This is a genomic window from Occultella kanbiaonis, assembly GCF_009708215.1.
In the GTDB taxonomy this organism is placed as follows: domain Bacteria; phylum Actinomycetota; class Actinomycetes; order Actinomycetales; family Beutenbergiaceae; genus Occultella; species Occultella kanbiaonis.
Window position 1 is genome coordinate 5,112,890 of record NZ_CP046175.1, and the last position, 16,444, is coordinate 5,129,333.

A 16,444-nucleotide genomic window follows, 5' to 3' on the forward strand; every position below is an offset into this window, starting at 1 on the left:
GTGACCATGAACCAGATCCCCAACCTCACCCTCAACAACGGCGTCACGATGCCCGCCCTCGGTTACGGCGTCTTTCAGACCCCACCCGAGGAGACAGTCGCCGCCGTCGAGACGGCGCTGCGCACCGGCTACCGACACATCGACACCGCCGCCGCGTACGGCAACGAGCGCGAGGTCGGTGCCGCGATCCGCAACTCCGGCATCGACCGGTCCGAGATCTTCATCGAGACCAAGGTCTGGATCAGCGACTACGGCTACGAGCAGACCTTGCACGCGTTCGACAAGAGCGCAGGCAAGCTCGGCATCGACGTGATCGACCTGCTGCTCCTGCACCAGCCGCTGACCACCGACTTCACCCGCACCCTGGCGGCCTACCGGGCTCTCGAAGAGCTGCATGCGCAGGGCAAGGTCCGGGCCATCGGCGTCAGCAACTTCATGCCGGCCGACCTCGAGGCGCTGCTGGCGACCGCGACGGTTGTGCCCGCCATCAACCAGATCGAGGTGCACCCCTACTTCCAGCAACCCGAGGTGCAGGCGCTCGACGCTGCCAACGGCATCGTGACCCAGGCCTGGTCACCGATCGGGGGAATCACCTTCTACCGCGACGGGGACCACCGCAGCACCCTCGAGGATCCGACGATCGTCGAGATCGCCACCGAGCACGGCAGGACCCCCGCTCAGGTGATGCTGCGCTGGCACCTGCAGCAGGGCCGGTCGGCGATCCCGAAGTCCGTCACCCCGCACCGGATCGAGGAGAACCTCGACGTCCTCGACCTCGAACTCACCGACGCCGACCTTGCCCGGATCGACGCCCTTGACACCGGTGTGCGCGGCGGGCCCGACCCGGCCGCGATCACCCTCGAGACGTTCGGACGCCCGATCCCCGAGGCCTGAGGTCGCGCAGCGGGCACCACACCAAACCCCACTCGAACCGAAAGAGCACCACTGAATGCGAGCAACACTCATGTTCGGAGCCGGCGACGTGCGCGTCGTCGACGTCCCCGAACCGACCATCCTCGAACCGACCGACGCGATCGTCCGGGTCACCCTGGCCTGCGTCTGCGGCTCGGACCTGCACCCCTACCACTCCATGCCCGCCGACGAGACCGGCCGGCCGATGGGCCACGAGTTCATCGGTGTCGTCGACCAGATCGGTGCCGCGGTGACCGACCTGGCACCGGGCGAGCTCGTCGTCTCCCCGTTCGCGTGGGCGGACAACACCTGCCCGATCTGCCGCGACGGGTTCCACACCGCGTGCCCGCACGGCGGCTTCTACGGGAACTGGCAGACCGGAGGCGCGCAGGCCGAGAAGATCCGCGTGCCCCAGGCCTCCGGCACCCTCGTGAAGCTGCCCACCGACGTCGACGAGGCGCGGCTGCCCGCACTCCTGACCCTCGCGGACGTCTATTTGACCGGCTACCACGCCGCCCACATGGCCCGGGTGGGCCCGGGCCGGACCGTCACCGTGATCGGTGACGGCGCGGTCGGCCTGTCCGCGGTCCTCGCCGCGAAGCAGATGGGCGCCGAACGGATCATCCTGATGGGCCGCCACACCGTCCGCACCGACCTCGGCCGCGAGTGGGGGGCGACCGACGTCGTCGCCGAACGCGGCGCGGAGGGCATCGCCAAGGTCGTCGAACTCACCGGCGGTGAGGGCAGCCACGTGGTGCTCGAGGCCGTGGGCCTGATGCCCGCCTACGAGCAGGCCTACGGGGTGCTGCGCCCGGGCGGGGTCATCTCCCGCGTCGGGGTGCCCCAGTACGAGGACGCCCCGGTCGGCTTCGGGTCGCTGTTCGGCAAGAACGCGACCCTCAACGGCGGTCCGGCACCCGTGCGGGCCTACCTCGAGGATGCCCTGGCCCAGGTGCTCGACGGCCGGCTCGGCGGCCGGCTCGATCCTGGCCGGGTGTTCGATGCCGAGACCTCCCTCGACGACATCGCCGAGGCGTACAGGCTGATGGACTCGCGCGAGTCCCTCAAGGTGCTCGTCCGCCCGTGACCGAGGAGTGTGGGGGCGCGCCCCCCGCACCGTCCGAACCCGAGGAGACTCCAATGACCGCCTGGAACCCTGCCGACCTCGCCGCCATCGACGCCGTCGGCGAACTCGACGTCGCCGCGCACCGGCCCGACGGAAGCCTGCGCAACTCCCGCATCGTCTGGCACGTCGTCGTGGACGACGCCCTGTACCTCCGCTCGGTGCGCGGGGAGGAGGGTGCCTGGTACCGCGGCGTGCAGCGCACCGGCACCGGCGTCATCGACGCCGGCGGCGTCCACGCCGAGGTGACCTTCACCCGTGACGACACCCACGACCCGGCGATCGACGCCGCCTACCGCGCCAAGTACGGAAGCAGCTCCGCCGTCCGGGCGATCACGAACGCCGTCGCCACGGCGACGACTCTGCGGGTCGACCCGACGTGATCGGCAGCCTCCGGCATTCGCACCGGATCGGCAGGTCGCTCCGGTGCGGTGCGGGTCGATGGGACGCGGAGGGCCCCTAGCCTCGTGCATGGTCGGGCGCTCGGCCCGGAACCGACACCCGCGACTCATGGGGGAACCCCGATGGACAACTCCGACGACCCGATCCAGACCGGCCTGAGCACGTATCTCGGCGCCGACGCCGCCGAAGCGCTGCTGGACCGGATCAATGGTTTCTCGAACCAGCCCAATGCCATCAAGGGCATGGCCAAGTCCGCCGGCGACCCGCCCGCCGAGCGGGCGGCGCTGGCGCTGGTGGAGGACGCCGGGCTCGCCGTAGCCCTGGGCCTGGCCCCGTCACCCGACCTCGAGATCAGGTTCCTGACGTCCCAGCCCCAGGAGTTCTGGGGGCTGTTGACCCTGGCCGCGCGCGTGGACGTCGGCGTCGTGGACCGCATGGCCGGCCTTCTCGACGGCGATGCGAACGTCGCGAGGAAGCTTGCCTCGATCCGTCGCGCCGCGGCCAAGCACGCGACCGACCTCGCGAAGCCGCCCGCTCCCGCGGTGCCCGGACCCGACCTCCCGAAGAAGGTCTCGGAGGTGAAGCGGTGGCTGGCCGCACACCCGGACGTCGACCCGGCCGACCTCGCCCCGCATCCGGGCCAGAAGGCGGCGGGCCGTAGTGCCGCGATCCGCGCCCTGGGCGCGATCGCCACCCCGGCGGCGCTGACGGTGCTCGGGCGGTACGCGCAGGAGAGCTATCCGGACGCCGTCCTCGACGAGCTGCACAAGGCGTGGGGCAACTTCGACCGCCGCGAGTTCGCGGCCACCATGTTCCGCCAGGCGCCGTACACGCTCGACCTCGGCGTGGCCCCGTCGATCGAGGGCATCGGCGCCGTACCCGACCTGACCAGCCTGGACGTGGTCCTCACCGACGGCGCCGACCTTTCTCCGTTGGCCGAGTGCACCGGCCTGCGCACGCTCAGGGTCGGCGCCGAGGGAGCGCCCGGCCTGCTCGGGGTCGAACCGATCCTCGGCCTGCCAGAGCTGACCGAACTGCATCTGACCCGGACCACCCGCAACGCGGACCTGACCCCCCTCGTCGGTCTGGCCGTGCGGCGGATGCGGCTCGACCTGGACGGCGCCGACGGCGCGTTCCTGCTGGACATGCCCGCCCTGGAGAGCCTGCGGCTCGCCGGTGACCCCGACTGGGACGACGCGCGCGCCGCGGAGCCCGACGCCACGGTCGAACAGGCCAAGGCAGCGCTCGCCGACGTCGTCCTGGAACTGGCCCGTAGGGGCGTCCGGGTCGCGGTCTACAAGCACCAGCGTTCCTGGGTCACCGGGCTGCTCGAGCGGGCCGAGGCGGCCGATGACATCGCCATCGTCGACCGCAGCGGCTACGTCGGTCTCACCAACGACGAGGCGGCCCTCGAGAACATCGGCCGGCACCTCTTCGCGAACCTCCTGCCCTAGGAACACCGAACCAGAAGGAAGACACCATGCACACCCGCACCCTCGGACACGACCTCCACGTCTCAGCCATCGGCCTCGGCGCGATGGGCATGTCGCAGAGCTACGGACCCAACCCCGGAAGCCGCGACGACATGATCGGCGTGCTGCGCGGGGCCGTCGAACGCGGCGTCACGTTCATCGACACCGCGGAGGCCTACGGCCCCTACGTGAACGAGGAACTCGTCGGCGAGGCCCTCGAGCCGATCCGTGGCGACGTCGTCATCGCGACCAAGTTCGGCTGGAACATCGTCGACGGCGCGTCGTCCGGCGTCGACAGCCGCCCGGAGCAGATCCGCCGGGTCGCCGACGCGTCCCTGAAGCGGCTCCGCACCGACGTCATCGACCTCTTCTACCAGCACCGGGTGGACCCGAACGTCCCGATCGAGGACGTCGCGGGGACCGTCGCCGAACTCGTCCAGGCCGGCAAGGTCCGGCACTTCGGCCTCTCCGAGGCAGGGGCCGGCACGATCCGCCGCGCCCACGCCGTGCACCCGGTCACCGCCGTGCAGAGCGAGTACTCGCTGTGGACCCGCGACCCGGAGCCCGAGGTGCTGCCCACGCTCGCCGAGCTCGGCATCGGGTTCGTGCCGTTCAGCCCGCTCGGCAAGGGATTCCTCACCGGCACCGTGGATACGTCCACCAGCTTCGCCGAGGGCGACATCCGCAACCGCGTGCCCCGGTTCGAGGCCGGGAACCTGGCGGCCAACGCAGCGATCGTGGACCACGTCCGCACGCTGGCGGCGACAAAGGGCGTGAGCCCCGGTCAGATCGCGCTCGCGTGGCTGCTCGCGAAGCAGCCGTGGATCGTCCCGATCCCGGGCACGCGACGGATCGCTCGCGTCGAGGAGAACGCCGCGGCGACCGCCGTCGCGCTGTCCGCGGACGACGTCGCCGACCTCGACGCCCTCACCGACCGCATCCCGGTCAGCGGCAACCGCTACAACGACGCCGGCATGGCGATGGTCGGCATCTGACGCAGACGGCGCAGGCACCGCCGGGCGTGGGCCTCACCGCGCCCGGCGGTACCGGTCAGCGCCAGCCGAGCTCGGGCGCGACGTGCGTGAACACCGACTCGAGGACGTGCGCGTTGTAGTCGACGCCGAGCTGGTTCGGGACCGTCAGCAGCACGGTGTCGGCCGCGGCGATCGCCTCGTCACCCCGGAGCTGGGCGACGAGGGCCTCGGGCACGTCGGCGTACGAGCGGCCGAACACCGCCCGCGTGCCGTCGATCTGGCTGAACTGATCCCCACGGTCGCCACTGCCGAGGAAGTAGCTGCGGTCACGGTCGTCAACGATCGGGAAGATCGAGCGCGACACCGACACGCGCGGTTCGAAGCCGTGGTCGTGCTCGGCCCACTCCGCGCGGTAGGCATCGATCTGCTTGCGCTGCTGCACGTGGAACGGCTCGCCCGACTCGTCGAACTTGAGCGTCGAGGACATGAGGTTCATTCCCTCCTGGGCGGTCCAGCGTGCGGTCGCGTCCGAACCCGCGCCCCACCAGATGCGCTGCCGCAACCCTTCGGAGTACGGCTCGACCCGGAGCAGACCGGGTGGGTTGGGGAACATCGGCCGTGGGTTCGGTTCCGCGAACTTCTCGCCGGCAAGGATCCTCAGCGCCACCTCGGTGTGCCGGCGCGCCATGTCCGCGTCCGTCTCCCCCTCGGCAGGCGCGAACCCGAAGTGGCGCCAGCCGTCGACGACCTGCTCCGGTGAACCCCTCGAGATCCCGAGCTGGAGCCGGCCGCCTGCGATGAGATCTGCGGCGCCGGCGTCCTCGGCGAACGCCAGCGGGTTCACGTAGCGCATGTCGATCACCCCGGTGCCGATCTCGATGCGGCTCGTCCTGGCACCGGCCGCGGCCAGGAGGGGGAACGGCGAGCCGAGCTGCCGAGCGAAGTGGTGCACGCGGAAGTAGGCGCCGTCCGCGCCGAGCTCCTCCGCGGCAACGGTGAGATCGATGCTCTGCAGCAGCGCGTCGGCGGCGGTCCGGACGGCCGAGGTGGGATGCGGGGTCCAGTGCCCGAAGGACAGGAATCCGATGTTCTTGCGGGAGCTCATCGCCAGTCAACCTCGCGCCGATCGGCGGTATTCCTCGCCTCCGCTCAGGCGTGCGCCGCCTCCTCGGCGTCCACGGCCGCCTTCCACTCGCGCTTGGCGGCCCGCCACCCCTCGTCGTCCAGGCCCCGGCGCCAGTAGCCGGAGATGGACAGGTCCGCCGTCGGCAGGCGCCGCTCGAAGCGCAGGTACGAGCGGATCTCGCGGACCACGTCCGCGTCCCCGTGAACGAAGGCCTGCACCCGGCCCGGCAGGAACTCGAGCTCCCGCACGGCCTCCACCAGCTCCACCCCCGGCGGGCGCGGTGAGGTCTCCCGGTGGATCCACCGCACCTGCGCCTGCGCGGCCGTCAGCAGGGGTTGCTCCTCGGCCGGGTCGCAGACCTCGATGAACGCGCGCACCGGGATGTCCGTCGGCATCGCCTCCAGGGCTGCCGCGATCGCGGGCAGCGCGCTCTCGTCGCCCATCAACAGGTGCCAGTCCGCCGTGGGATCCGGCGCGTACCCGCCGCCGGGACCCCGGAACTGCACCTCGTCCCCGGGCTCCACCGCGACCGACCACGGCCCGGCGATCCCCTCATCGCCATGGACCACGAAGTCCAGGGTCATCCGGCCGGTCTGGGCGTCCCAGGCGCGGATCGTGTAGGTCCGCAGCACCGGCCACCGCTCGGCGGGAAGCGTCCCCTTGACCTCGTCCAGGTCGAACGGCTCGCTCACCCCGGAACCGGGCCGCGGCAGCACCAGCTTCACGTACGAGTCGGTCAGCCCGCTGAACTCGATCGGCAGCGGCTGCCCGTCGAGACCGGCCAGCACCACTCGCCGCATCTGTGGGGTGACGTTCTCGGCGGAGACCACCTCGGCCCGGATCGCGGACCCTCCACGGCGGTTGGGCTCAGGCTGGGACATGACGAACTCCTCGACTTAGACCAAGGCCACCCTAACCCGGTCCTCGAGGGCGGGCGGTGGGGCCTGCGTCACACTGATCCGATGGACCATGCCGCCGACCCGCTGGAACCGGCTGCGGGCGTCATCGTGCTCACCTCGCGCACGATGCACACGACGACCACGGTGCTGCACGACTGGCGTGAGGCCGTCCTCGTCGACCCCGCCTGGCACGCCGACGAACTCGACGCGATCGCCGAGCTCCTCGCCGCGCGGTCGCTGCGCGTGGTCCTCGGCTGGTCCACGCACGCCCACCACGACCACCTGCTCTGGCACGAGCGATTCGGAACCGCTCCGCGACTTGCCACGACCGCGGCGGCGAGGTCCGCCGTCGGGCATATCGACGAGGTACGCGCCGCGCTGGCGGCGGACCTGCGGCCGCTCGCGGGCCAGGTCACGGCGTACGACGGCGGGGCGTTGCCCTGGGCGGGAGGCGTCGCCGAGGTCGTCGCGCACGACGCGCACGCGCCCGGGCACGGGGCGCTATGGCTGCCCGGGGTGGACGTGCTGATCGCCGGTGACATGCTCTCCGACCTCGAGATCCCGCTGGCCGGCGAGACCGGGCTCGCGGCCTACGCGCGGGGGCTGGACCGGCTCGCGCCGTACGTCGAGAGGGCGGCGGTGCTCATCCCGGGGCACGGGCACCCGGCTCTGGCCGGCACGGCCGACTCCCCCACGGCCCGGCTGACCGCCGACCGCGCCTACCTCGCCGGACTGTCCCGCGAGCCTACGGACGACGACCCGCGCCTGGCCGCCGGTCCCGCCTGGCTGCGCGAGGAGCACGCGGCCAACCGGCGAGCCACCTGACCACGCGCGATGGGGCCTCGGTCAGGCGTTGACCTTGGTCCTGCGCTCCGCCTTCTCCTTGGCCCGGAGCGCCTTCTCCGTGACCGGCTCGTTGCCGCTCGCCCGCTGCTGACGCTTGTACTCGCGCGCCTGTGCCTGGCGCTCGGCCTCCACGCCGGTGCCGATGGTGGCGCCGATGTGCTTGTCGGTGTAGCCGAACGCCTCCACCAGGTCGGCGGCGTGCACCCGCAGGCGGGGCAGCAGCCGGTTGATGTAGGAGGTCACGGTGGCCGCCCGCTGGGTCGAGATCCGCCCGTGGATCAGGTACCAGGAGAGGTTCTTCTCGATGGTCACCAGCCCGAACAGGTCCCGCAGCCAGGTCAGCACCTGGCGGGTGTCCGGGTCCTCGATCCGGGCGAGCGCCTCGGTGAACGCCTCCCACTGGAGCAGTTCGCCATGAGCGCGGGCCGCCTCGATGAGTTCGTGCTGGTTGTCGTTGAACACCTGGGCGCCGACCTCGGGCGAGGCACCCTTGGCGCCCCGGAGCGAGGTGGCGATGCCCTCGATCATGGTCTCGACGCGGTCCTCGAGGAGTTCGCGCTGGGCCTCCGGATCACGGAGCTCACCGGCGGAACGGGCCTTGGAGCCCCAGTCCTGGATGGACTGCGCGGCGCGGCGCAGCGGGGTCCGGTGCAGGGTCATGTCCACCGCGCGGTCGGCCACGTACCGCACCGCTCCCGCGACGTCCATCTTCGCCATGGACCGGCCGTAGTCGGCGAGCAGCCGCTTGCCGACGAGCTGCAGCAGCACCGTGTTGTCGCCCTCGAAGGTGGTGTACACGTCCATGTCCTGGTGCAGGCCGACCAGTTTGTTCTCGGCCATGTAGCCGGCGCCGCCGCAGGCCTCGCGGGCGGTCTGGATGGTCTCCATCGCGAGCCAGGTGCTCAGTGGCTTCGACGCGGCGGCGAGGGTCTCGAGGTCCTGGCGGTCGGAGTCGGTGTCGAACTCGCCGGAGAACACCTCGTGGAAGCGCTGCAGCAGCTGGTTGTGCGTGAACTGGGCCGCATAGGTACGGGCGAGGAGCGGCAGCAGCCGGCGCTGGTGCTGCTGGTAGTCCATGATCACGGTCTCCACCGTGTCGTCGGCGCCGGTGAACTGGCGGCGCTCGTTGCCGTACCGGATCGCCGTGGCCAGCGCCATCTTGGACACCGCCACCGAGGACCCGCCGAGCGAGACCCGGCCCTGGACGAGCGTGCCGAGCATGGTGAAGAACCTCCGCCCGGGGCTGTCGATCGGTGAGGAGTACTCGCCCTCGGGCGTGACGTCCCCGTACCTGTTCAGCAGGTTGGTCCGCGGGATCCGCACGTTCTCGAACGCGAGCCGGCCGTTGTCGACGCCGTTCAGGCCACCCTTGAGGCCGTCGTCCTCGCCCCGCACGCCGGGCAGGAAGTCACCGGTGGTGCCATCCGCCTTCGCGGCCCGGATCGGGGTGTAGAAGGCGTGCACACCGTGGTTCACGCCACCGGTGATCAGCTGCGCGAACACCACCGCGGCCGTGCCGTGCTCACCGGCGTTGCCGATGTAGTCCTTCCACGCACCACGGAACGGGGTGTTGATCACGAACTCCTCGGTCCGCGGGTCGTACGTCGCGGTCGTCGCGAGCTCGGCGACGTCGGAGCCGTGCCCGATCTCGGTCATCGCGAAGCAGCCGGGCACGGTCAGGTCCATGGCGCCGGGCAGGAACGTGTCGTGGTGGTGGTCGGTGCCCAGGTGCAGGATGGCCGCCGCGAACAGACCCCACTGGACGCCGCCCTTGATCTGCAGGGACGGGTCCCCGACCACGAGCTCCTCGAAACCCGCGATGTTGCCGCCCGGGTCGTCCGAGCCGCCCAGCCGCTCAGGGAACGCCCGCTGCACCAAGCCGTTCTCCACCAGGAGCTTGGCCTGCTCGAGGACGCGCGCGCGGTGCTCGCGGTAGGGCTGGCCCTCGATCTTGCGGAACCGCTCGTCCAGCATCCACTCGCGCATCTCGCGGCGGATCTGGGCCCAGCGGCCGTCCACCAGATCGGCGACGACCGCGGTGTCGAAGTGCAGACGCGCGGGGGTGGTGGGCTTGGCGGTGCTGCTCATGCTTCCTCCGTTGGAACTGTCGAGATCCGGGTGATGCCGGGCAGCGGGGCGCTCGCCCCGGCCCAGAGCCAGTTGCTGATGAGGACCACGAGGCGGTCGGGGTCCAGGCGGTCCACGGGGTTCAGGGCGAGCCAGGACTCGGCCGAACCTCGTACGAACCCGACCACGCCGGCCGCCCAGGCGTCGGCCAGACGCGGGTCGGACGTGGATCCGGTCAGTACCTCACGCAGCGGTGCCGCGACGTAGTCGGTGAGGGTGGTCAGGAAGTCGGAGACGTCCGCGTCCGGGCCGGGGGCGCCGTCACCGGACCGGGTCACGAACCGGTAGACGTTCGTCGACTGCGCCAGGGTGCCGACGTAGATCCCGACCATCGCGCGGAGCCGATCCTGTGGGCTGCCGGCGCCGTGCGCGGCCTCCTCGAACGCACCGGACATCTCCGCCAGGACCATGGCCCCGACGGCGGACCGCAGGCCGGCCTTGTCCGTGAAGTACCGGTACACGATCGACTTCGACGTGCCCATCTGGGCGGCCATCTCATCCATCGACAGCTCGGCGCCGCCGTGGTGGACGGCCCGGCGCGCGGCGTGGCACAGCTCGGCCCGGCGCTCGGCACGGTGGGCGTCCCATCGGCGCGAGCGGCCGTCCGCATCGGAGCCCTGCGGCTCCGCCGGTGTCGTGGTGACTGTGGCCCTACTCACGTACTGAGAGTATCAGGTACTGTTGGTAGTAGGCACGTGTCGATGCGGGAGCCGCACCTGACACGCCGGGCTCCGGATGCGATCCGGCGCCTGATCAGGACACGATCAGAGCACGACCACGACCATCAGTTCCGAGTCGCAACGATCAGAACGAGGAGTTCCATGCCCAGCACTTCCAGCCCCCGCCGCGCCGCGGTGATCGGGTCCAACCGCATCCCCTTCGGGAAGGCCGGTGGCGCGTACGCCAACGCCACCAACCTGGACATGCTCGGCGCCGCCCTCTCCGGACTCGTGGCCAGGTTCCAGCTGCAGGGCGAGCGGCTCGGGGACGTGGCCGGCGGCGCAGTGCTCAAGCACTCCCGTGACTTCAACATGACCCGCGAGGCCGTCCTGGGGTCCGCGCTGTCCCCGCAGACCCCGGCGTTCGACGTCCAACGCGCCTGCGGCACGAGCCTCGAGACGGTCACCGCGATCGCGAACAAGATCGCGCTCGGCCAGATCGACTCCGGGATCGCCGCCGGTGTCGACTCCACCTCCGACGCCCCGATCGTGGTCAGCGACCGGCTCCGCCGTACCCTCATCAAGCTCTCCCGCGCCAAGACCCTGCCGGACCGGCTGAAGCTGGTCGCGAGCATCCGCCCCGGAGACCTGGCTCCCGTTGCCCCGGACGTCGCCGAGCCCCGCACCGGGCTGTCGATGGGCGAGCACCAGGCGCTCACCACGTTGAAGTGGAAGATCACCCGTGAGGCCCAGGACGAGATCGCCCTCGCGTCCCACACGAACCTTGCGCAGGCATATGAGGACGGCCTCTTCGATGACCTGATCACCCCCTACCGTGGCCTCGTCCGGGACGAGTCGCTGCGCTCGGACACGTCCGCGGAGAAGCTCGCGAAGCTCAAGCCCGTGTTCGGCAAGGGCCTCGGTGAGGGCGTCGCCACGATGACGGCGGGCAACTCGACACCGCTGTCCGACGGCGCCGCGACCGTTCTGCTCGGCACGGACGAGTGGGCCGCCGAGCGCGGCCTGCCGGTGCTTGCGCACGTGGTCGACGCCGAGGCCGCCGCGGTCGACTTCGTCCGCGGCGAGGAGGGCCTGCTCATGGGCGGTGCCTACGCCGTGCCGCGCCTGCTGCACCGCAACAAGCTGGTCCTCGCCGACTTCGACTTCATCGAGATCCACGAGGCGTTCGCCTCCACCGTGCTCACCACCACGGCCGCGTGGGCGGACGAGAAGTTCATGGTCTCCAAGGTCGGCCTGCCCCCGCTCGGCAAGCTCAACCCGGCCGTGCTCAACGTGGCCGGTTCATCGCTGGCCGCGGGGCACCCGTTCGGCGCCACCGGCGCGCGGATCGTCGGCACCCTGGCCAGCCTGTTGTCCCGGGCGAAGCAGGCCCGGCCCGACGGCGGAGGAGTGCGCGGGCTCATCTCCGTCTGCGCCGCCGGTGGCCAGGCCGTCGCGATGATCCTGGAAGCAGCATGAGCGACGCCTACCTCGAGCTCGTGAACTCGGGCGTCACGAAGACGCTCGCGAAGAAGCTCGGACTGCCACGCCCGGCACACCTGCGCCGCACCGACCCGGCCGCCGTCGATACCCCGCTCATCCCGGGCCGGGCCCTGGTCATCGGCGAGGGTCCGGACACGGACGCGGTCGCCCGGACGCTGCTCGGCTGGGACCTGGACGTGCACCGCAACGTCCCCGATGGCCGGATCGGGGCCGTCGTGGTGGTCCTGACCGACCTGACCCGGCCCGAGCAGGCCTCCCAGCGGGTCCTCGCGCTCGGGTCGGTGCTGCGCTCGCTCGCCCCCGGTGGCCGCGTGGTCACCGTCTCCCGGGCCGCCGGCCCGCACGACGAGCCGGCCGTCGCAGCGGTGCGCACCGGCGTGGACGGCCTGCTCCGCTCGATCGCGAAGGAGCTGCGCGCCGGTGCGACCGGCAACGGAATCGTGCTCGGCGACCAGATCAGCCCCGACGCGCCCTCCGCCGTCGGGGCGCTGCGGTTCCTGTTGTCCGCCCGCTCGGCGTTCGTGGACGGCCAGTTCGTCCACGTGAACACGGCCGACGGCGTCGCACCGGCGGACTGGACGCGTCCGCTCCAGGGGCGGGTCGCCGTGGTGACGGGTGCCGCGCGCGGCATCGGCGCGGAGATCGCCCGGGTGCTGCACCGCGACGGCGCACAGGTGCTCGGCGTGGACGTGCCGGCGGCCGGGGAATCACTGGCCTCGGTGATGAACCAGGTCGGCGGCATCGCGCTGCAGCTCGACATCACCGGCGCCGACGCCGCCGCACGCATCATCGAGCGGGCCAGGTCCCGGTACGGCAGGATCGACATCGTCGTGCACAACGCCGGGATCACGCGGGACAAGCTCCTCGCCAACATGAAGCCGGACCACTGGGACTCGGTGGTCGCCGTGAACGTTCATGCGCAGCTGCGCATGAACGAGGCGTTCCTGGCCACGGACGGCCTGAGCCCGGACGGGCTGCGGCTCGTCTCGCTCGCGTCCACGTCGGGGATCGCCGGCAACCGCGGTCAGACGAACTACGGGTTCTCCAAGGCCGCCGTGATCGGGATGACCCGAGCCCTCGCGCCGCGGCTCGCCCACGGGGCCGGGACCGCGAACGCCGTCGCACCGGGCTTCATCGAGACCGAGATGACGGCGCGGATCCCCGCGCTGACCCGCCAGGTGGCCCGCCGGCTGAACTCGCTGCAGCAGGGCGGCCAACCGGTTGACGTCGCCGAGACGATCGCGTTCCTGGCGTCGCCGCAGGCCGGTGGCATCAACGGTGAGGTGCTGCGGGTGTGCGGGCAGAACCTGGTGGGCCAGTGAGTACCCGCCGCGAGCAGCTCCTGCCGGAGGTTCCCTCGCTCACCTCGCTCTACGGGCAGGCCGTGGCCCGGTCCGCCCGCCTGATGGTGCGCCGGCCCGGCCCGATCGTGGCCCGGTTGCCCGAGATCTCCTACCGGGTCGACGACGTGCGGGTCGACCGGGCCCAGCTGGCCGCCTACCAGCACCTGCTCGGCGAAGCCGGCTCGGACACCCTGCCCGCCGGGTACGTTCACGTGCTCGGATTCCCGGTCGCCATGGCCGTGATGGCACGGGAGGACTTCCCGCTGCCGCTGATGGGCATGGTGCACGTGGCCAACCAGGTCCAGCAGCGCCACCCCGTACACGCCGAGGACGTGCTGACCGTCCGGGCGTGGGCGCAGAACCTGCGCGCGCACCGCTCGGGGACCCAGGTGGACCTGGTCACCGAGGTCGGCCAGGCCGACGGCCTGGACGTGCTGTGGCGCGGGGTGTCCACCTACCTGGCCAAGGGCAAGCCGCTCAAGGGACTGGCTCTGGTGGAGGCGGCCGACGGCGGCGCCTCCTCGGGTGCGTACCCCACCGACACGCCGCTGCCGGAGGCGACCGCGAACTGGCGCCTCGGCGCCTCGACGGGCCGGCGCTACGCCGACGTGTCCGGGGACCGGAACCCGATCCACCTGTCCGGGCTGAGCGCGAAACTCTTCAGCTTCAAGCGGGCGATCGCGCATGGGATGTACACGGCATCGCGAGCGCTGGCCGCCGTCGGTCCGGCGCGGGGCGACGCGTTCACGTGGGAGGTGGAGTTCCGGAAGCCGGTCTACCTGCCCGGGCAGGTCGCCCTGAATCTGACCGCCAGCGATGCGGGCACCACGTTCCTGGGCTGGGACCCGAGAACCGGCACCCGGCACTTCTCCGGGGCGGTCCAGCCGCTGCCGTGAGCCGTACCCGGTGGCGCCGGTCCGCTGCACAGGGCTCGAGCCAGGCCCGTCGGCCCGGCCCGAGGTGCGCCGAGGTCAAGCCGTGGTGACGTCCCGGCGGGCGAACCTGACCAGGCCCACCGCGACCGCACCGGCCGCGACGGCGGTCATCACCACCGAGCACCGCGGAGCCGGTGGCGCCCGTGCCCTCCGGATCCAGCCCGAACACGATCGAGGACGGGGGGATGCCCACACCGGCGATCAGGGCTGAGGGCGGTCACCACGGCGTATCCGGCCGACGACTGCGCATGGATCCCGAGCCTGCGGGACCGGAGCAGTTCGGTGCGGCCCAGCTCCTCCTCGCCACGCCCGTTGCAGGTCACCAGGAAGGCCACGCCCAAGGCCAGAGCGACGGCGCCGGTGATCCAGATCTTCGTCCAGACGGCGCCACCGAGGGTGTTCGCGGCCGCGGGGATGAACCCTGGGTGCGCCCACCCGCCAGGGTCGCGGTGGTCATCGTCCCGCTCCGTTCAGCGCGGCGAGCTCGTCCCCGTAGTGGCTGAGGAAGAGCTCCTCCGGCGACGGCGGTGCGGCAGCGATGGACCTCGGCTGCAGCCGGGCGACCTCGGCCAGCATCGTCGGGAGTCGGCGTCGTCCACAGCGAACGTGACGTACTCGCCGTCGGCGTCCAGGTCGCGCATCCTTCCCGGAGGCGTCCGCCCGTCGTGCGAGCACGGCCGTCCGAGAGATCGGTTTCCGATCATTCGGGCGATCTCTTGTCCTTGATTCTCCAACGTTGTAATCTTGGCGGCTCGCGCTAGTTGACCGATTCAACGATGAAGACGAGAGACACCAATGACGACGACACGACGCCAGTTCCTTGCCATGGCCTCGATGGGGGCTGCCGGCCTCGGCCTCGCCGGCTGCAGCCGCGGAGACACCGGTGATGGTGACGGCGGCGGTGGTGGCGGCGGCGGCGGTGATGGAGACAGCACGTCCCTGACCCTCACCTGGTGGGGCAACCCGACCCGCAATCAGAACACGACCGACGCCATCGACGCGTTCACGACCGAGAACCCGAACTTCTCCATCGAGGCCCAGCCCGGCGAATGGGCCAGCTACTGGGACAGGCTGGCCACCCAGACCGCCGGGAACACGGCGCCCGACATCATCCAGATGGACATGGCCTACATCAGCGAGTACGGGCAGCGCGGGGCACTCCTGGACCTCGCCGAATACGGACTCGACACCAGCAAGTTCATCGAGGGCACCGCGGACTCCGGCGTCATCGAGGGCACGAACTACGGCGTCAACGCCGGCATCAACTCCCCCTCGGTCCTGTTCAACGCGGCCATGTTCGAGGAACTCGGCGTTGACCTCCCCGATGACACGACCTGGACCTGGGACGACTGGCTGACGACGGCCATCGCGATCACCGAGGCGTCCGGCGGGGAGATCATCGGCACGACGGCCTTCATCTCCAACGACGTGATGCTCAGCGCCTGGTTGCGGCAGCGGGGCAAGGAACTGTTCATCGAGGGCAACCAGCCCGGTTTCGACGTGTCCGACATCACGGAGTGGCTCGAGTACCACCTGCAGTTCGCCGACGCCGGCGCGATGCCCTCGGCCTCCCAGATTACCGAGGAGGCCTCACTGCCGTTCGACCAGGGCCGGCTCCTGACCGGCACCGCGGCCATGTCGATGTACTGGTCGAACCAGCTGGACGCGGCCGAGGCCGCGGGCGGCACCGAGTACGCGATGCTGCGCTACCCGAGCTTCGACGGCGACGCCACCACCCGCAAGGCCTGGTACAAGGCGTCGATGCTGTGGTCGGCCTCTGCGCGCACCGAGAACCCCGAGGCGGCCGTCGAGGTCATCAACTGGTGGGTCAACAGCACCGAGGCCGCCGAGATCTGCCTCTCCGAGCGCGGTATCCCCGCGAACGGCGAGATCGCGGAGCACATCAGTTCGATGCTGTCCGACCCCCAGCAACGGGTCGCGGCCTTCATCGCGGACATCGAGCCCGAGCTCGGCGACACCCCGATCGCGCCGCCGCCCGGCGGTGGCCAGCTGGGATCCCTGCTCCTGCGCTACTCGAGTGACCTGCTGTTCGACAAGCTCACTGTCGAGGAGGCGGCCACCGGCTTCTACGACGAGCTCGTCACGAGCCTCGGTGGCTGACG

15 protein-coding genes are annotated in these 16,444 nt (G+C 71.2%); 10 read left to right on the plus strand and 5 right to left on the minus strand.

The features are described from left to right. Nucleotides 1–6 precede the first annotated feature (6 nt). The 5 genes from GKS42_RS23380 (at nt 7) to GKS42_RS23400 (ending at nt 4,904) form a co-directional block, all read left to right on the plus strand. Nucleotides 7–894, plus strand: coding sequence for an aldo/keto reductase (locus GKS42_RS23380; RefSeq protein WP_154796927.1), 888 nt, complete (start codon nt 7–9; stop codon nt 892–894). 55 nt (nt 895–949) lie between these two features. Continuing rightward, nucleotides 950–1,999: a zinc-binding dehydrogenase gene (locus tag GKS42_RS23385; RefSeq protein WP_174791111.1), complete on the plus strand. Its 1,050-nt coding sequence runs from the start codon at nt 950–952 to the stop codon at nt 1,997–1,999. 53 nt (nt 2,000–2,052) lie between these two features. Next, the gene (locus tag GKS42_RS23390) at nt 2,053–2,418 is read left to right on the plus strand and encodes a DUF2255 family protein (RefSeq protein WP_154796004.1); all 366 of its coding nucleotides are present in this window, start codon (nt 2,053–2,055) and stop codon (nt 2,416–2,418) included. 141 nt (nt 2,419–2,559) lie between these two features. Continuing rightward, on the plus strand, nt 2,560–3,891 hold the full coding sequence (locus GKS42_RS23395) for a hypothetical protein (protein WP_154796005.1): 1,332 nt from the start codon (nt 2,560–2,562) through the stop codon (nt 3,889–3,891). 26 nt (nt 3,892–3,917) lie between these two features. Beyond that, complete coding sequence (locus GKS42_RS23400; protein WP_154796006.1) at nt 3,918–4,904, plus strand: aldo/keto reductase; 987 nt, start codon at nt 3,918–3,920, stop codon at nt 4,902–4,904. A gap of 55 nt (nt 4,905–4,959) precedes the next feature. Here GKS42_RS23400 and GKS42_RS23405 read toward each other — a convergent pair whose 3' ends face one another. Together GKS42_RS23405 and GKS42_RS23410 are read right to left on the minus strand one after the other, a co-directional pair. Further along, nucleotides 4,960–5,988 (minus strand): LLM class flavin-dependent oxidoreductase, encoded by a 1,029-nt coding sequence (locus GKS42_RS23405; RefSeq protein ID WP_154796007.1) that lies wholly within the window; start codon nt 5,986–5,988, stop codon nt 4,960–4,962. A gap of 44 nt (nt 5,989–6,032) precedes the next feature. Beyond that, nucleotides 6,033–6,890, minus strand: coding sequence for a siderophore-interacting protein (locus GKS42_RS23410; protein WP_154796008.1), 858 nt, complete (start codon nt 6,888–6,890; stop codon nt 6,033–6,035). An 81-nt stretch (nt 6,891–6,971) separates the two neighbouring features. Between GKS42_RS23410 and GKS42_RS23415 the strand changes: the two genes are divergently transcribed. Then, on the plus strand, nt 6,972–7,733 hold the full coding sequence (locus GKS42_RS23415; protein WP_154796009.1) for an MBL fold metallo-hydrolase: 762 nt from the start codon (nt 6,972–6,974) through the stop codon (nt 7,731–7,733). A 21-nt stretch (nt 7,734–7,754) separates the two neighbouring features. Here GKS42_RS23415 and GKS42_RS23420 read toward each other — a convergent pair whose 3' ends face one another. Both GKS42_RS23420 and GKS42_RS23425 read right to left on the minus strand, forming a co-directional pair. Further along, nucleotides 7,755–9,842 carry an acyl-CoA dehydrogenase family protein gene (locus GKS42_RS23420; protein WP_154796010.1) on the minus strand — a complete coding sequence of 696 codons (2,088 nt, stop codon included), beginning with the start codon at nt 9,840–9,842 and terminating at the stop codon, nt 7,755–7,757. Beyond that, entirely contained in the window at nt 9,839–10,540 is a 702-nt protein-coding gene (locus GKS42_RS23425) for a TetR/AcrR family transcriptional regulator (RefSeq protein ID WP_154796011.1), read from the minus strand. Before GKS42_RS23425 ends, GKS42_RS23420 begins: the two co-directional genes overlap by 4 nt. 162 nt (nt 10,541–10,702) lie before the next feature. Here GKS42_RS23425 and GKS42_RS23430 point away from each other — a divergent pair, with 162 nt between their 5' ends. From GKS42_RS23430 to GKS42_RS23440, 3 genes are read left to right on the plus strand one after another with little or no spacing between them, the layout of a single operon-like run. Next, nucleotides 10,703–12,019, plus strand: a complete 1,317-nt coding sequence (locus tag GKS42_RS23430; RefSeq protein WP_154796012.1) for an acetyl-CoA C-acetyltransferase — start codon at nt 10,703–10,705, stop codon at nt 12,017–12,019. Then, nucleotides 12,016–13,365, plus strand: a complete 1,350-nt coding sequence (locus GKS42_RS23435; RefSeq protein ID WP_154796013.1) for a 3-oxoacyl-ACP reductase — start codon at nt 12,016–12,018, stop codon at nt 13,363–13,365. The genes GKS42_RS23430 and GKS42_RS23435 overlap by 4 nt, the downstream gene beginning before the upstream one ends. Further along, nucleotides 13,362–14,282, plus strand: coding sequence for a MaoC/PaaZ C-terminal domain-containing protein (locus GKS42_RS23440; protein WP_232847820.1), 921 nt, complete (start codon nt 13,362–13,364; stop codon nt 14,280–14,282). Before GKS42_RS23435 ends, GKS42_RS23440 begins: the two co-directional genes overlap by 4 nt. Before the next feature lie 492 nt (nt 14,283–14,774). On the opposite strand, the gene GKS42_RS26825 is transcribed toward GKS42_RS23440, so the two are convergent. Then, nucleotides 14,775–14,897, minus strand: a complete 123-nt coding sequence (locus GKS42_RS26825; RefSeq protein ID WP_290368038.1) for a hypothetical protein — start codon at nt 14,895–14,897, stop codon at nt 14,775–14,777. Nucleotides 14,898–15,116: 219 nt separating this feature from the next. On the opposite strand from GKS42_RS26825, the gene GKS42_RS23450 reads away from it, so the two are divergent. After that, entirely contained in the window at nt 15,117–16,442 is a 1,326-nt protein-coding gene (locus GKS42_RS23450) for an ABC transporter substrate-binding protein (protein WP_154796014.1), read from the plus strand. Nucleotides 16,443–16,444 lie beyond the last annotated feature (2 nt).

Coding starts and splice junctions, on each gene's coding strand:
- GKS42_RS23410 (WP_154796008.1), bottom strand. CDS start 6,890: ATGTCCCAGCCTGAGCCCAACCGCCGTGGAGGGTCCGCGATCCGGGCC.
- GKS42_RS23400 (WP_154796006.1), top strand. CDS start 3,918: ATGCACACCCGCACCCTCGGACACGACCTCCACGTCTCAGCCATCGGC.
- GKS42_RS23405 (WP_154796007.1), bottom strand. CDS start 5,988: ATGAGCTCCCGCAAGAACATCGGATTCCTGTCCTTCGGGCACTGGACC.
- GKS42_RS23415 (WP_154796009.1), top strand. CDS start 6,972: ATGGACCATGCCGCCGACCCGCTGGAACCGGCTGCGGGCGTCATCGTG.
- GKS42_RS23435 (WP_154796013.1), top strand. CDS start 12,016: ATGAGCGACGCCTACCTCGAGCTCGTGAACTCGGGCGTCACGAAGACG.
- GKS42_RS26825 (WP_290368038.1), bottom strand. CDS start 14,897: ATGCTGGCCGAGGTCGCCCGGCTGCAGCCGAGGTCCATCGCTGCCGCA.
- GKS42_RS23390 (WP_154796004.1), top strand. CDS start 2,053: ATGACCGCCTGGAACCCTGCCGACCTCGCCGCCATCGACGCCGTCGGC.
- GKS42_RS23380 (WP_154796927.1), top strand. CDS start 7: ATGAACCAGATCCCCAACCTCACCCTCAACAACGGCGTCACGATGCCC.
- GKS42_RS23450 (WP_154796014.1), top strand. CDS start 15,117: ATGACGACGACACGACGCCAGTTCCTTGCCATGGCCTCGATGGGGGCT.
- GKS42_RS23420 (WP_154796010.1), bottom strand. CDS start 9,842: ATGAGCAGCACCGCCAAGCCCACCACCCCCGCGCGTCTGCACTTCGAC.
- GKS42_RS23385 (WP_174791111.1), top strand. CDS start 950: ATGCGAGCAACACTCATGTTCGGAGCCGGCGACGTGCGCGTCGTCGAC.
- GKS42_RS23430 (WP_154796012.1), top strand. CDS start 10,703: ATGCCCAGCACTTCCAGCCCCCGCCGCGCCGCGGTGATCGGGTCCAAC.
- GKS42_RS23395 (WP_154796005.1), top strand. CDS start 2,560: ATGGACAACTCCGACGACCCGATCCAGACCGGCCTGAGCACGTATCTC.